The sequence below is a fragment of the Dysgonomonas massiliensis genome, assembly GCF_900240225.1.
Classification (GTDB): domain Bacteria; phylum Bacteroidota; class Bacteroidia; order Bacteroidales; family Dysgonomonadaceae; genus Dysgonomonas; species Dysgonomonas massiliensis.
On sequence record NZ_OEPV01000001.1, the window covers coordinates 217,699 to 232,046 of the forward strand.

25 protein-coding genes are annotated in these 14,348 nt (G+C 39.9%); all 25 read left to right on the forward strand.

What is annotated here, in order from left to right; translation table 11 throughout:
* Positions 1-369: 369 nt before the first annotated feature.
* On the forward strand, positions 370-783 hold the full coding sequence (gene rpsL, locus C1A06_RS01055; protein WP_101688364.1) for a 30S ribosomal protein S12: 414 nt from the start codon (positions 370-372) through the stop codon (positions 781-783).
* Positions 784-947: 164 nt separating this feature from the next.
* Positions 948-1,424, forward strand: a complete 477-nt coding sequence (rpsG, locus tag C1A06_RS01060; RefSeq protein ID WP_101688365.1) for a 30S ribosomal protein S7 — start codon at positions 948-950, stop codon at positions 1,422-1,424.
* Between the two features lie 23 nt (positions 1,425-1,447).
* The gene (fusA, locus tag C1A06_RS01065) at positions 1,448-3,565 is read left to right on the forward strand and encodes an elongation factor G (RefSeq protein WP_101688366.1); all 2,118 of its coding nucleotides are present in this window, start codon (positions 1,448-1,450) and stop codon (positions 3,563-3,565) included.
* Between the two features lie 104 nt (positions 3,566-3,669).
* Positions 3,670-3,975, forward strand: coding sequence for a 30S ribosomal protein S10 (gene rpsJ / locus C1A06_RS01070; protein ID WP_101688575.1), 306 nt, complete (start codon positions 3,670-3,672; stop codon positions 3,973-3,975).
* Positions 3,976-4,022: 47 nt separating this feature from the next.
* Entirely contained in the window at positions 4,023-4,643 is a 621-nt protein-coding gene (rplC, locus tag C1A06_RS01075; protein ID WP_101688367.1) for a 50S ribosomal protein L3, read from the forward strand.
* Positions 4,643-5,272, forward strand: a complete 630-nt coding sequence (gene rplD / locus C1A06_RS01080; protein WP_101688368.1) for a 50S ribosomal protein L4 — start codon at positions 4,643-4,645, stop codon at positions 5,270-5,272. Before rplC ends, rplD begins: the two co-directional genes overlap by 1 nt.
* 13 nt (positions 5,273-5,285) lie before the next feature.
* Entirely contained in the window at positions 5,286-5,579 is a 294-nt protein-coding gene (gene rplW / locus C1A06_RS01085) for a 50S ribosomal protein L23 (RefSeq protein WP_101688369.1), read from the forward strand.
* Between the two features lie 8 nt (positions 5,580-5,587).
* Positions 5,588-6,412, forward strand: a complete 825-nt coding sequence (gene rplB, locus C1A06_RS01090; protein WP_101688370.1) for a 50S ribosomal protein L2 — start codon at positions 5,588-5,590, stop codon at positions 6,410-6,412.
* 24 nt (positions 6,413-6,436) lie between these two features.
* Positions 6,437-6,706 carry a 30S ribosomal protein S19 gene (rpsS, locus tag C1A06_RS01095; RefSeq protein ID WP_101688371.1) on the forward strand — a complete coding sequence of 90 codons (270 nt, stop codon included), beginning with the start codon at positions 6,437-6,439 and terminating at the stop codon, positions 6,704-6,706.
* 44 nt (positions 6,707-6,750) lie between these two features.
* A complete protein-coding gene (gene rplV, locus C1A06_RS01100; protein ID WP_101688372.1) occupies positions 6,751-7,158 on the forward strand; it encodes a 50S ribosomal protein L22 in 408 nt (135 codons plus the stop codon).
* Positions 7,159-7,166: 8 nt separating this feature from the next.
* The gene (rpsC, locus tag C1A06_RS01105) at positions 7,167-7,904 is read left to right on the forward strand and encodes a 30S ribosomal protein S3 (RefSeq protein WP_101688373.1); all 738 of its coding nucleotides are present in this window, start codon (positions 7,167-7,169) and stop codon (positions 7,902-7,904) included.
* An 18-nt stretch (positions 7,905-7,922) separates the two neighbouring features.
* Positions 7,923-8,351, forward strand: coding sequence for a 50S ribosomal protein L16 (gene rplP, locus C1A06_RS01110; RefSeq protein WP_101688374.1), 429 nt, complete (start codon positions 7,923-7,925; stop codon positions 8,349-8,351).
* Between the two features lie 9 nt (positions 8,352-8,360).
* On the forward strand, positions 8,361-8,555 hold the full coding sequence (gene rpmC / locus C1A06_RS01115; protein WP_101688375.1) for a 50S ribosomal protein L29: 195 nt from the start codon (positions 8,361-8,363) through the stop codon (positions 8,553-8,555).
* Positions 8,555-8,824 (forward strand): 30S ribosomal protein S17, encoded by a 270-nt coding sequence (gene rpsQ / locus C1A06_RS01120; protein WP_185116802.1) that lies wholly within the window; start codon positions 8,555-8,557, stop codon positions 8,822-8,824. Before rpmC ends, rpsQ begins: the two co-directional genes overlap by 1 nt.
* Before the next feature lie 2 nt (positions 8,825-8,826).
* A complete protein-coding gene (rplN, locus tag C1A06_RS01125; RefSeq protein WP_101688377.1) occupies positions 8,827-9,192 on the forward strand; it encodes a 50S ribosomal protein L14 in 366 nt (121 codons plus the stop codon).
* 19 nt (positions 9,193-9,211) lie between these two features.
* A complete protein-coding gene (rplX, locus tag C1A06_RS01130; protein ID WP_101688378.1) occupies positions 9,212-9,538 on the forward strand; it encodes a 50S ribosomal protein L24 in 327 nt (108 codons plus the stop codon).
* Positions 9,538-10,095 (forward strand): 50S ribosomal protein L5, encoded by a 558-nt coding sequence (rplE, locus tag C1A06_RS01135; protein WP_101688379.1) that lies wholly within the window; start codon positions 9,538-9,540, stop codon positions 10,093-10,095. The genes rplX and rplE overlap by 1 nt, the downstream gene beginning before the upstream one ends.
* A gap of 9 nt (positions 10,096-10,104) precedes the next feature.
* Positions 10,105-10,374, forward strand: coding sequence for a 30S ribosomal protein S14 (gene rpsN, locus C1A06_RS01140; RefSeq protein ID WP_101688380.1), 270 nt, complete (start codon positions 10,105-10,107; stop codon positions 10,372-10,374).
* An 88-nt stretch (positions 10,375-10,462) separates the two neighbouring features.
* Positions 10,463-10,858 (forward strand): 30S ribosomal protein S8, encoded by a 396-nt coding sequence (gene rpsH, locus C1A06_RS01145; protein WP_101688381.1) that lies wholly within the window; start codon positions 10,463-10,465, stop codon positions 10,856-10,858.
* 22 nt (positions 10,859-10,880) lie between these two features.
* Entirely contained in the window at positions 10,881-11,435 is a 555-nt protein-coding gene (gene rplF, locus C1A06_RS01150; RefSeq protein WP_101688382.1) for a 50S ribosomal protein L6, read from the forward strand.
* Positions 11,436-11,461: 26 nt separating this feature from the next.
* On the forward strand, positions 11,462-11,806 hold the full coding sequence (rplR, locus tag C1A06_RS01155; protein ID WP_101688576.1) for a 50S ribosomal protein L18: 345 nt from the start codon (positions 11,462-11,464) through the stop codon (positions 11,804-11,806).
* A 5-nt stretch (positions 11,807-11,811) separates the two neighbouring features.
* Positions 11,812-12,330 (forward strand): 30S ribosomal protein S5, encoded by a 519-nt coding sequence (gene rpsE, locus C1A06_RS01160; protein ID WP_101688383.1) that lies wholly within the window; start codon positions 11,812-11,814, stop codon positions 12,328-12,330.
* Positions 12,331-12,347: 17 nt separating this feature from the next.
* Positions 12,348-12,527 (forward strand): 50S ribosomal protein L30, encoded by a 180-nt coding sequence (gene rpmD / locus C1A06_RS01165; protein ID WP_101688384.1) that lies wholly within the window; start codon positions 12,348-12,350, stop codon positions 12,525-12,527.
* A 31-nt stretch (positions 12,528-12,558) separates the two neighbouring features.
* Entirely contained in the window at positions 12,559-13,008 is a 450-nt protein-coding gene (gene rplO, locus C1A06_RS01170; RefSeq protein WP_101688385.1) for a 50S ribosomal protein L15, read from the forward strand.
* 1 nt (position 13,009) lies between these two features.
* Positions 13,010-14,344, forward strand: a complete 1,335-nt coding sequence (gene secY, locus C1A06_RS01175) for a preprotein translocase subunit SecY (protein WP_101688386.1) — start codon at positions 13,010-13,012, stop codon at positions 14,342-14,344.
* Positions 14,345-14,348: the final 4 nt, after the last annotated feature.

Here is a 14,348-nt window from a genome sequence, read left to right on the forward strand (position 1 = left end):
GTATTTTTTACATTTTTTTTTGAAGTAAAGTTGTAAGTTGTTGAGATTCCGTGTGTAAATGAATTAATATTATTCGAGTTATGAGGTGTTGCTGTTTTTTTTGCAAAGATCTTGACAAATATCCGATTTGGATTTATTGAAGAATGAATAAATGTGCTTATTTGATTGATTCTGCGATAAAAAAAAGCCCTAATAGTTTGTGTATCTTGCTGATTATTCATACATTTGCACCCCAAATAGTAGCCTGATGAAAGGTGTCTTGAAGGTAGTCTTTTGATTATCAGACGGATGGCTGGATTTAAGTCTATTGTTTTAGGATAATTATTAACAAACAAAAAACTGATTAAAAGTTTTAAAGATTAAAACAAGATGCCTACAATTCAACAATTAGTAAGAAAAGGACGTACTGTTTTGGTTGAGCAAAGTAAATCGCGTGCGCTAGATTCATGCCCACAACGTCGTGGAGTATGTATCCGTGTGTACACTACTACTCCTAAGAAACCAAACTCGGCGATGCGTAAAGTAGCACGTGTTCGTTTAACAAACTCAAAAGAGGTGAATGCATATATTCCTGGAGAAGGACATAACTTGCAAGAGCACTCTATTGTACTTGTTAGAGGCGGTCGTGTGAAAGACCTTCCGGGTGTTCGTTACCACATCGTTCGTGGAACATTGGATACAGCTGGAGTAAACGGTCGTACACAACGTCGTTCGAAATACGGAGCTAAACGTCCGAAACCGGGAGCAGCACCTGCAGCAGCAGCGAAAGGTAAAAAGAAATAATACCTGACGGCTAATCCCTTAACCGAGTTTATTAAATTAAAGTATTAAAACGGTTTAAGTTTCTTGGATAGGCAATATACGGGTTGAGTAAATAGTTTCAGCGGAAGCTGTTGAAGACATCTAAAAATTGACAACCAAAAACAAAAACAAATTTTCAGTAAAAAATGAGAAAAACAAAACCAAAAAAGAGACAGATTCTTCCAGATCCTGTTTTCGGTGATGTAAAAGTTACAAAATTCGTCAATCACTTGATGTATGACGGAAAAAAATCTACAGCATTTGATATTTTCTATTCTGCTTTGGAAATTGTAAAAAACAAACTACAAAACGAAGAAAAATCTGCTATAGAAATATGGAAAGCTGCGTTGGATAACGTGACTCCTCAAGTGGAAGTTAAGTCTCGCCGTGTAGGTGGTGCTACTTTCCAAGTTCCTACAGAAATTCGTCCAGACAGAAAAGAATCTGTTTCGATGAAAAACCTTATCCTTTACGCTCGTAAAAGAGGTGGTAAAACAATGGCTGACAAACTTGCTGCAGAAATTACAGATGCATTCAATAGCCAAGGTGGAGCATTCAAACGTAAAGAAGATATGCATAAGATGGCAGATGCTAACCGTGCATTCGCTCACTTTAGATTTTAACTTATAGAACAAGGAGCATAAGGATGAAAAACGAAAATCTAAAAAATACAAGAAACCTCGGTATCATGGCCCACATTGATGCCGGTAAAACAACAACATCAGAACGTATTCTGTTCTATACTGGATTGACTCACAAAATTGGTGAGACTCATGACGGTAGTGCTACCATGGACTGGATGGCACAAGAACAAGAACGCGGTATTACTATTACTTCTGCAGCTACAACAGCTCAGTGGAAATATGATAACGAGGCGTTCAAAATCAACTTGATTGACACTCCCGGACACGTTGACTTTACTGTCGAAGTAGAGCGTTCTCTTCGTGTATTGGATGGTGCTATCGCTACATTCTGTGCGGTTGGTGGTGTAGAGCCTCAATCTGAAACAGTATGGCGTCAAGCTGATAAATATGCAGTTCCACGTATCGGTTACGTAAACAAAATGGACCGTTCGGGAGCTAACTTCTTTGACGTAGTTCGTCAGGTAAAAGAAGTACTAGGTGCTAACCCATGTCCAATCCAAATTCCGATCGGCGCTGAAGAACACTTCGCAGGTATCATTGACCTTGTGAAAATGAAAGCGATGTACTGGCACGACGAAACAATGGGTGCAGACTACGAGTTGGCTGATATCCCAGCTGAATGGTTGGCAGAAGCAGAAGAATGGCGCGAAAAAATGCTAGAACAAGTAGCAGAATGCGACGAATCTCTAATGGAGAAATTCTTCGATGATCCATCAACAATTACAGAAGAAGAAATTCTATCAGCATTGCGTAAAGGAACATTGTCAATGGCAATCAACCCTATGCTTTGTGGATCTTCTTTCAAAAATAAAGGAGTACAACCTCTATTGGACGCAGTATGTAAATACCTACCTAGTCCACTAGATACTGAAGCTATCGAAGGTACTGACCCTCGTAATGGTGAAACAGTTGTTCGTCATCCAAGTGCTGACGAGCCATTGGCTGCTCTAGCGTTTAAAATTGCTACCGACCCTTACGTAGGACGTCTATGTTTCTTCCGTGTATACTCAGGAGCACTTCCTGCAGGATCATACGTGTACAACCCACGTTCTGATAAAAAAGAACGTATTTCACGTTTGTTCCAAATGCACTCGAACAAACAAAACCCTAAAGAAGTTATCGGAACAGGTGATATTGGTGCAGGTGTTGGTTTCAAAGATATCCGTACAGGTGATACACTTTGTGACGAAAACAACCCAATCGTTCTTGAGTCTATGGACTTCCCAGAACCAGTTATCGGTATCTCTATCGAGCCATTAACTCAGAAAGACGTTGATAAACTTTCGAACGGACTTGCTAAACTTGCTGAAGAGGATCCAACATTCCGCGTAAGCACTAACGAAGAAACAGGTCAAACAATCATTGAAGGTATGGGTGAGCTTCACTTGGAGATCATCATCGACCGTTTGAAACGTGAGTTTAAAGTAGAAGCTAACCAAGGACGTCCTCAAGTATCTTACAAAGAAGCAATCACTCAAACAGTTGAGCTTCGCGAAGTATACAAAAAACAATCAGGAGGTCGTGGTAAGTTTGCTGATATCATTGTTAAAGTTGGACCAGCTGATCCAGACTTCGAAGGCGAACTACAATTCATCGACGAAGTTAAAGGTGGTAACGTTCCTAAAGAATTTATCCCTTCAGTTCAGAAAGGTTTCCTAAATGCAATGAAGAATGGTGTTCTTGCAGGATATGCATTAGACAACTTGAAAGTTGTATTGGTTGACGGTTCATACCACGCGGTTGACTCTGACCAATTATCTTTCGAACTTTGTGCTAGACTTGCATTCAAGAGCGCATCAGAAAAAGCAGGACCAGTTCTACAAGAGCCGATAATGAAATTGGAAGTTGTAACTCCAGAAGAAAGTATGGGGGATGTAATTTCTGACTTGAACAAACGTCGTGGTCAAGTAGAAGGAATGGAATCGAGCCGTTCAGGAGCACGTATCGTTAAAGCTAAAGTTCCTCTAGCTGAAATGTTTGGTTACGTAACATCATTACGTACTATCACTTCAGGTCGTGCAACTTCGGCAATGACATTCTCTCACTACGAACAAGTATCTTCGTCTATCGCGAAACAAGTACTTGAAGAAGTGAAAGGACGTGTAGACCTTATTAAATAATAAGCAATAAGCTAATAAAGAAACCCGCGTACTACGATTAGTAAATGACTCTTAATCGTGGTGCGCAGTTTCAAGTAAAAACAATAATAATTAATAAAAGACAGATGAGTCAAAAAATCAGAATTAAACTGAAATCTTACGACTACAGCTTGGTTGACAAATCAGCTGACAAGATCGTAAAAACAGTTAAAGCTACTGGTGCTGTTGTAAGCGGACCAATTCCGTTACCAACTCACAAACGTATCTTTACTGTAAACCGTTCGACTTTCGTTAACAAAAAATCTCGTGAGCAATTCGAATTGAATTCTTACAAAAGATTGATCGACATCTACAGTTCTACAGCAAAAACAGTAGACGCTCTTATGAAACTAGAATTGCCTAGTGGAGTAGAAGTAGAAATCAAAGTTTAATAAAAGAAAGAACAAACAATATTTTATAATTTTTAAAACAAAGAGAAATGCCAGGATTATTAGGAAAAAAAATCGGAATGACATCCGTTTTCAGTGCCGAGGGTAAAAATATACCATGCACTGTTATCGAAGTAGGTCCTTGTGTGGTTACTCAAGTTAAAACAGTGGAGAAAGATGGCTATGCTGCTACTCAAATTGGTTTCGTTGACCAAAAAGAGTCTCGCGTATCAAAACCATTACTTGGCCACTTCAAAGCTGCAGGAGTACCAGCAAAGAGCCACTTGGCCGAGTTCAGATTCGACAAAGATTACAAAGTAGGAGAAGTTATAACTGTGGACGGAATGTTCTCGTTAGACGATCCTTATGTAGACGTGATAGGAGTAACTAAAGGTAAAGGTTTCCAAGGGGTTGTTAAACGTCACCACTTCCGTGGGGTAGGAGAAGCAACACTAGGACAACACAACCGTCTACGTGCTCCAGGTTCGATCGGTGCTTGTTCGTATCCAGCGAAAGTATTCAAAGGAACGCGCATGGCAGGTCAAATGGGTAACACACAGGTGACTGTGCAAAACCTTGTGATTATTAAAATTATACCGGAACACAATCTGTTGTTAGTGAAAGGATCAATTCCGGGAAGTAAAGGTTCAATCGTTAGAATAGAAAGATAATGGAACTTAGTGTATTAGACAAAAGCGGTAAAGATACCGGCAGAAAAGTAGCATTGAACGATGCTATCTACAAAATTGAGCCTAACGACCATGTTCTTTGGCTAGACGTGAAACAATACTTGGCAAACCAACGCCAAGGAACTCACAAGACAAAAGAAAGAAGTGAGATGTCAGGAAGTACACGTAAACTTATCCGCCAAAAAGGTGGAGGTGGTGCACGTCGTGGTGATATCAACTCTCCGGTTCTAGTGGGTGGAGCTCGTGTATTCGGTCCAAGACCAAGAAATTACAGCTTCAAATTGAACAAAAAAGTTAAAGATTTAGCTCGTAAATCGGCATTGTCATACAAAGCAATGGATAACAAAATCGTAGTTGTGGAAGACTTGTCTTTCGAAAAACCACGTACTAAAGATTTCGTTGCTTTGACACAAAATCTGAAAGTAGCTGATAAAAAGGTACTTTTGGTTTTGCCAAATCAAAATAAAAACGTATATTTGTCGGCTCGTAATTTACAAGGAGTAAATGTTATAAGTGCCTCAGACTTAAATGCTTATTCAGTTATGAACTGTGCAAGCATCGTAATGTGTGAGTCATCTGTAGCAGTTATTGATAATCTTTTAAACGCATAAGGAGATAAAAGCTATGGGAATTTTGATAAAACCAATCCTAACAGAAAAACAAACAGCGATCACAGAAAAATTTTCTAATCGCTACGGTTTTCGCGTTTCTCCAAGTGCGAATAAAGCAGAGATCAAGAAAGCGGTAGAAGAACTTTACGGCGTAAAAGTAGTATCAGTAAATACTATGAACTATGCAGGAAAGAAAAAAAGCCGTTTTACTAAATCTGGAGTTATCAGCGGAAAAGAAAGCGCTTTCAAGAAAGCGATAGTAACCCTTAACGAGGGAGAAGTAATAGACTTTTTTAGTAATATCTAAATAAAAAAATGGCAGTACGTAAACTAAAGCCCACAACACCGGGGCAGAGACACAAGGTTATTGGTACATTCGAAGAAATCACTGCTAGTGTACCAGAGAAATCGCTTGTAGCTGGTAAAACTGTAACAGGTGGTCGTAACAACTCAGGACGAATGACAGTTCGTAACGTAGGAGGCGGTCACAAACGCAAATACAGATTTATCGACTTCAAGAGAACAAAAGACGGAGTTCCAGCAACAGTGAAATCAATCGAATACGATCCGAACCGTTCGGCTCGTATCGCGTTGTTATATTACGCTGATGGTGCAAAAGCATATATGCTAGCGCCACAAGGCTTGGAAGTTGGTCAAACAGTGATGTCAGGCGCAGAAGCTGCACCTGAAGTTGGAAACGCACTACCTCTAGCAAAAATGCCTATCGGTACTGTAGTTCACAATATTGAACTAAGACCAGGACAAGGTGCTAAAATGGCTCGTTCGGCTGGTGCTTTTGCTCAGCTAGTATCGCGCGAAGGAAACTATGCAATCCTTAAAATGCCTTCAGGAGAAGTACGTAAAGTATTAGCTACTTGTAAAGCAACAGTAGGAAGCGTAGGTAACACGGATCATGCTCTTGAAAAATCAGGAAAAGCTGGACGCTCTCGTTGGTTAGGACGTCGTCCTCACGTACGTGGTGTTGTAATGAACCCAGTAGATCACCCAATGGGTGGTGGTGAAGGTCGTGCTTCAGGAGGTCACCCTAGATCTCGTACAGGACTTTACTCTAAAGGACTTAAGACTAGAGCTCCGAAGAAACACTCTTCTAAGTACATAATTGAGAGAAGAAAGAAATAATCTGATTTAATAAAGAAATAGAATATGAGTCGTTCGTTAAAAAAAGGTCCATATATTAACGTTAAACTAGAAAGCAAAGTTTTGGCTATGAATGAGTCAGGCAAAAAAGCTGTAGTTAAAACATGGGCAAGAGCTTCGATGATATCGCCAGACTTCGTAGGACACACAATTGCTGTTCACAACGGAAACAAATTTATCCCTGTTTATGTAACAGAGAACATGGTAGGACACAAACTTGGTGAGTTTGCCCTAACACGTACATTCCGTGGTCATGGTGGTAACAAGAAAAAATAATTAACAATCGAAGCCTCGAAAAATAAATAAAAGAAACAGTAAAAATGGGTGCTAGAAAAAGAATAACAGCTGAGAAGAGAAAAGAAGCTAATAAAGCAATCTCTTTGGCAAAGTTGAACAATGTTCCAACTTCGCCTCGTAAAGCGCGCCTTGTAGCAGATATGATTCGTGGAATGGAAGTCTTCAAAGCTCTAGGAGTTTTGAAGTTTTCGAACAAAGAAGTTGCTGCAAGAATAGAGAAATTATTGCGTTCTGCTATCGCCAATTGGGAAGCTAAAAACGGTCGTAAAGCAGAAACAGGAGAGTTGTGTGTATCTGAAATCAAAATTGATGGCGGAATGATGTTGAAAAGACTTCGTCCGGCTCCACAAGGTAGAGGATATAGAGTACGCAAGCGTTCTAATCACATGACGCTCAAAGTAGATACTATAAACAATGATAATAAAAACTAATAAGGCAAATGGGACAAAAAGTTAATCCAATAGCAAATAGATTAGGAATTATCCGTGGATGGGATTCTAACTGGTATGGAGGAAAGAATTACGGAGCGACTCTTCTAGAAGACAGCAAACTTCGTAAATATCTTAACGCCCGCCTTGCTAAAGCTAGCGTATCGCGTATTATCATTGAACGTACTCTTAAACTTGTAACTATTACAGTTTGTACAGCACGTCCGGGAATCATCATCGGAAAAGGTGGACAAGAAGTAGACAAGTTGAAAGAGGAGTTGAAGAAAATAACTGACAAAGATATCCAAATCAACATCTTCGAAGTTAAAAAACCTGAGCTTGATGCAGTAATCGTAGCAAACAACATCGCACGTCAATTAGAAGGTAAAATCGCTTACCGTCGTGCAGTGAAAATGGCTATCGCTTCTACAATGAGACTAGGTGCTGAAGGTATCAAAATACAAATTTCAGGTCGTTTGAATGGCGCTGAGATGGCTCGTTCTGAAATGTATAAAGAAGGACGTACACCACTTCACACATTCCGTGCTGATATTGACTATGCACATGCCGAAGCATTGACTAAAGTAGGATTGTTAGGAATCAAAGTATGGATTTGCCGTGGAGAAGTTTACGGTAAGCAAGACCTTTCACCTTCATTCGCAACAGCTAAAGACGCTCCAAACCATGGAGGAGGACAACGCCGCGAGGGAGGAAACAAAGGAGGTTTCAAGAGAAATAAGAGAAAGTAAGATTAAACGTTTGAAGAAATGTTACAACCGAGAAAAACTAAATTCAGAAGACAGCAAAAAGGTCGCATGAAAGGTGTTGCCCAAAGAGGGCATGAATTGTCTTTCGGTTCATTCGGAATCAAGACTCTTGATTCAAAATGGATCACAGGACGCCAAATAGAAGCGGCTCGTATTGCAGTGACTCGTTACATGCAACGTCAAGGACAAGTTTGGGTAAGAATTTTTCCTGATAAGCCAATCACTAAGAAACCTGCCGAAGTACGTATGGGTAAGGGTAAAGGAGCGCCAGAAGGATTTGTGGCACCAGTTACACCAGGACGCATATTGTTCGAGATCGAAGGGGTATCTTTCGAAGTAGCTAAGGAAGCATTACGTCTGGCTGCACAAAAACTACCGGTTCAAACCAAGTTTGTTGTGCGTCGTGACTATGATTTAACTCAAAAATAATCTGAAGTTATGAAAATAGCAGAAGTAAGAGAATTGTCTGACAAAGAATTATTAGAGAAAGTTGATGCTGAAAAAATAGCACTCGACCAAATGGTATTAAACCACAGTGTATCTCCACTAGAGAGTTCAGTTAAGATCAAAGAAAAACGTCGCGATATCGCACGTATCTTGACTGTAATCCGCGAAAGAGAACTCAACAAATAATTTCAAAGCTGATGGAAACGAGAAAATTAAGAAAAGAGAGAATCGGGGTCGTTTTCAGTAACAAGATGGATAAAACTATCACAGTTGCTGTAAAATGGAAAGAAAAACACCCTATTTACGGAAAATTCGTGAACAAGACCAAAAAATATCATGCTCATGACGAAAAGAACGAGTGTAACGCAGGTGATACAGTACGTATCATGGAAACTCGTCCGTTGAGTAAGACAAAAAGATGGAGATTAGTAGAAATAATCGAAAGGGCTAAATAATTATGATACAACAAGAATCTAGATTAGTCGTAACCGACAACAGTGGTGCTCGTGAGGCACTATGTATTCGCGTATTAGGCGGAACAAGAAGACGCTATGCGTCAGTAGGGGATGTAATCGTTGTTGCTATCAAGAATGTTATCCCTTCGAGTGATATTAAGAAAGGTGCTGTAACTAAAGCATTAGTAGTACGTACGAAAAAAGAAATCCGTCGTGCAGACGGATCATATATCCGCTTCGATGACAATGCATGTGTATTGTTGAACGCAGGTGGTGATATGAGAGGTAGCCGTATCTTCGGACCAGTTGCCAGAGAACTTCGTGCCGTAAATATGAAGGTTGTTTCACTTGCACCAGAAGTACTTTAATCCCAAAAACGAATAAGTAATGAGCAAATTACATATAAAGAAAGGCGACGAAGTAATTATCCTTGCTGGAAAAGACAAGGGACTTACAGGACGTGTGCTAAAAGTTCTTGTAAAAGATCAGCGCGCTATAGTAGAAGGTCGCAATATGGTTAAGAAAAGCGCGAAGCCTGATGCAAAAAATCCACAAGGAGGTTTTGTAGAAATGGAAGCTCCAATTCACATCTCAAATCTAGCGTTGAATATCAAAGATCCTAAAACAGGACGCATCGCTAAGATCGGACGTAAATTGAACGAGAAAGGTAAGCTAGTACGTTACGTTAAAAATACAGGGGAGGAGATTAAATAATGGCAAGTACAACAACCCTAAAAACAGTATACAAAGAGCAAATCGCTCCGGCGTTGATGAAAGAATTCGGTTACAAAACTCCAATGCAGGTTCCTGTATTGAAAAAAATCGTTATCAATCAAGGATTGGGAATGGCTGTAGCTGATAAAAAAATCATCGAAACTGCAATTAACGAATTGACAGCTATCACAGGACAAAAAGCAGTAGCAACATACTCGAAAAAAGATATCTCTAACTTCAAACTTCGTAAGAAAATGCCTATCGGTGTGATGGTTACACTTCGCCACGATACAATGTACGAGTTTCTAGAAAGACTTATCCGTGTTGCACTTCCACGTATCCGTGACTTCAAAGGAATCGAAAGTCGTCTTGATGGACAAGGTAACTATACACTTGGAATCGAAGAACAAATCATTTTCCCTGAAATAAATATTGATAATATTACTAAAATTCTGGGAATGAATATTACCTTTGTAACTTCTGCGAAAACAGATGAAGAAGGTTATGCACTTTTGAGAGAATTTGGATTGCCTTTTAAGAACGCTAAAAAAGACTAAAAAGAAGATATGGCTAAAGAATCAATGAAAGCCCGTGAAGTAAAAAGAGCTAAAATGGTTGCGAAATTCGCAGCCAAAAGAGCTCAATTGAAAGCAGAGGGTAACTACGAAGCTCTACAAGCACTTCCTAAGAATGCATCACCAGTACGTTTGCACAACCGTTGCTCGATAACTGGTCGTCCGAAAGGCTATATTCGCCAATTCGGAATTTCGCGTATTCAATTCCGCGAAATGGCATCTAAAGGTTTGATACCAGGAGTTAAGAAAGCTAGCTGGTAACAAGCAAAGAAATATAATATACATTATTATATAGGTTTATTTTTTAAATATTGTCCCGACGGTCGGGATCAATTTAATTTATTTTTTTATGACAGATCCAATAGCAGACTATTTGACGCGTGTCAGAAATGCCATCATGGCAAAGCACCGCGTGGTTGAAGTACCAGCGTCGAATTTGAAAAAGGAGATCACTAAGATTCTCTTGGAAAAAGGCTACATTCTTAACTATAAGTTTGTAGATGAAGGACCTCAAGGCACTATCAAAATTGCTTTGAAGTACGATCCAGTTAACAAGGTAAACGCAATTAAGAAATTAATTCGTGTTTCTAGCCCAGGTCTACGCCAGTATACCGGTTACAAAGATATGCCACGTGTCCTTAACGGATTAGGTATTGCTGTGTTATCAACCTCTAGAGGAGTTATGACAGACAAGGAAGCACGCGACCTTAAAGTAGGCGGCGAAGTTTTATGTTATGTTTATTAATTAAGAGGGAGGAATAACAAGTATGTCTAGAATAGGAAAATTACCGGTAAGTATCCCTGCAGGAGTTACTATTACTGTAAACGGAAACGTAGTTACAGTAAAAGGACCAAAAGGTGAATTAAGTCAAGAAATTAATCCTGATATCAAAGTTTCTGTCGAAGGAGCTGAATTGACTGTAACTCGTCCAACAGACGGAAAAGAACATCGTTCGTTACACGGTCTATATCGCTCATTGCTACACAACATGGTTGTGGGTGTTTCAGAAGGATATCGTAAAGAATTAGAATTAGTAGGGGTTGGATACCGTGCATCTAATACAGATCCACAAGTGTTGGAGCTATCATTAGGTTACACTCACCAAATCTTCCTGAAATTGCCGAAAGAAATCAAACTTGAGACAAAATCAGAAAGAAACAAGAACCCACTAGTAATTCTTGAATCATGCGATAAGCAGTTAATCGGACAAGTTTGCGCGAAAATCCGCTCGTTCCGTAAACCAGAACCTTACAAAGGAAAAGGTATACGTTTCGTAGGCGAAATCGTACGTCGCAAGTCTGGTAAAGCCGCAGGTAAATAATTCATAAACTGAAATTAATCATGGCAATAAAGACAAAATTAGATAGAAGAATCAGAATAAAAGCGAGAGTACGCGGCAATATCAAAGGTACAGCCGAGTGCCCACGTCTAACAGTCTTCAGAAGCAACAAGCAAATCTACGCTCAAGTAATCAACGACTTGACAGGTACAACACTAGCAGCAGCTTCTTCTTTGAAACTTGAAGATAAAGCAACGAAGAAAGAAATCGCAGCTAAAGTTGGTGAAATGATTGCTAAAAGTGCTCAAGAAGCAGGAATAACAACTGTGGTTTTCGACCGTAACGGTTACCTATACCACGGAAGAATTAAAGAATTAGCTGACGCTGCTCGTAATGGCGGCCTTAAATTTTAATAAAAATGGCAGGAGTTAATAATAAAGTAAAAACAACCAACGACATCGAATTAAAAGACAGACTAGTTGCTATCAAACGTGTAACTAAAGCTACAAAAGGTGGACGTCGTTTCAGCTTTGCAGCTATCGTTGTTGTAGGTAACGAAGACGGTGTAGTAGGTTGGGGCTTAGGTAAAGCCGGTGAAGTAACAACAGCCATTGCAAAAGGTGTTGAAGCAGCTAAGAAAAACCTAGTGAAGGTTCCAGTATTGAAAGGTACAGTTCCTCACGAGCAAGTAGCTCGTTTCTCTGGTGCTGAAGTATTCCTTAAACCAGCAGCAGCCGGTACAGGAGTAAAAGCAGGGGGTGCGATGCGTGCCGTACTTGAGAGTGTTGGTGTAACAGACGTTTTGGCTAAGTCAAAAGGTTCATCTAACCCACACAACCTTGTGAAAGCAACTATCCAAGCGCTAGGCGAAATGAGAGACGCATACACTGTTGCTCAAAACAGAGGCGTTTCTATGGAAAAAGTATTTAAAGGTTAATTTGCAAAGAATATACAATGGCAACAATTAAAGTAAAACAAGTAAGAAGCAGAATCAATTCACCGATTGATCAGAAGCGTACATTGGATGCACTTGGTCTTCGCAAATTGAATCGTGTGGTAGAACACAACGATACACCTGCTATCAGAGGAATGATCAACAAAGTGAAACACCTAGTAACTATTGTTGAAGAGTAAAAATAGTTTATAAGAAATAAAAATATAAGATATGAACTTGTCAAATTTAAAACCTGCAGAAGGCGCAACTAAAACCAGAAAAAGAATCGGTCGTGGTACTGGTTCAGGATTAGGCGGCACTTCGACAAGAGGTCATAAAGGAGCAAAATCAAGATCAGGTTATTCTAAGAAGATCGGATTCGAAGGAGGACAGATGCCAATTCAACGTCGTCTACCTAAATTTGGTTTCAAGAATATCAACCGTGTTGAGTACAAAGCTATCAATCTAGACGTACTTCAACGTTTGGCAGAAACTAACAACATTGCAAAAATCGATGTAGAAACATTGATCAACGCAGGTCTTATTTCTAAAAAACACTTGGTTAAAGTTTTAGGAAACGGTGCCCTAACAGCTAAAATAGAAGTAGAAGCACACGCGTTCTCTAAATCAGCAGAAGCTGCAATTACAGCAGCAGGTGGAACCGTAACAAAACTTCAATAAAATGGGATTTGTTAAAACTATAGAAAATATATGGAAGATTGAGGATCTTCGCAAGAGACTCCTCATTACTTTCTTTTTCGTAGTGATCTATCGCTTCGGAGCACATGTAATTCTTCCGGGAGTAGATCCAGCAGCACTTGACAGCCTTCAACAAAAGGCTTCAGGTGGTTTGTTGGGATTACTTGATATGTTCTCGGGAGGAGCTTTCGCCAATGCTTCAATTTTTGCGTTAGGTATCATGCCGTACATCTCAGCATCCATCGTGATTCAGCTGTTGGGTATGGCTATTCCTTATTTCCAAAAATTGCAACGCGAAGGAGAAAGTGGTCGTACGAAGATGAACCAATATACCCGTTACCTTACAATTGCGATACTATTAGTACAAGGACCAGCATACCTTATGGGTGCTGTAGGCGGTGCAACTGCCGAAGGATCTAACTTCTGGAACTTCTATCTTCCGTCAGCCGTAATATTGGCTGCAGGTAGTATGTTTGTTCTGTGGTTAGGAGAACGTATCACAGATAAAGGTATCGGAAATGGTGTATCTTTCATCATCTTGGTGGGTATTATTGCCCGATTGCCACATGCCCTGATAGGAGAGTTCGTAGCACGTCTAGGAAGCCAAGCCGGAGGTTTGGTTATGTTCCTACTCGAACTACTATTCTTACTATTGGTTATCTGCGGAGGTATCCTTCTAGTACAAGGAACACGCCGCATACCAGTACAGTATGCAAAACGTGTAGTAGGTAATAAACAATATGGCGGAGCACGTCAGTACATTCCTTTGAAAGTGAATGCAGCTAACGTGATGCCGATCATCTTTGCGCAAGCAATTATGTTTATTCCTATCACTCTAGCTAGTTTCAATACAGAAGGCAAAGGTGGATTCTTAACAGCATTCACTGATCACACTAGCTTCTGGTACAACTTTGTATTTGCGTTATTGATTATCGTATTTACTTGGTTCTATACAGCAGTTACGATCAACCCTGTGCAAATGGCAGACGAACTGAAAAGAAACAACGGATTCATACCGGGTATTAAACCAGGTAAAAAGACAGCAGAATACATCGACGGAATCATGTCGCGTATCACGCTTCCAGGATCATTGTTCCTTGCACTAGTTGCTATTATGCCAGCATTTGCCGAAGTATTTAATATTACAGCTACTTCTGCATTCGCCCAATTCTTTGGAGGAACATCACTGTTAATCCTTGTTGGGGTTGTGCTAGACACATTGCAGCAAATAGAAAGTCATTTGTTGATGAGACATTATGACGGTTTGTTAAAAACAGGTAGAATCAAAGGTCGCTCAGGATCTATTGCAGCATATTAAAGAG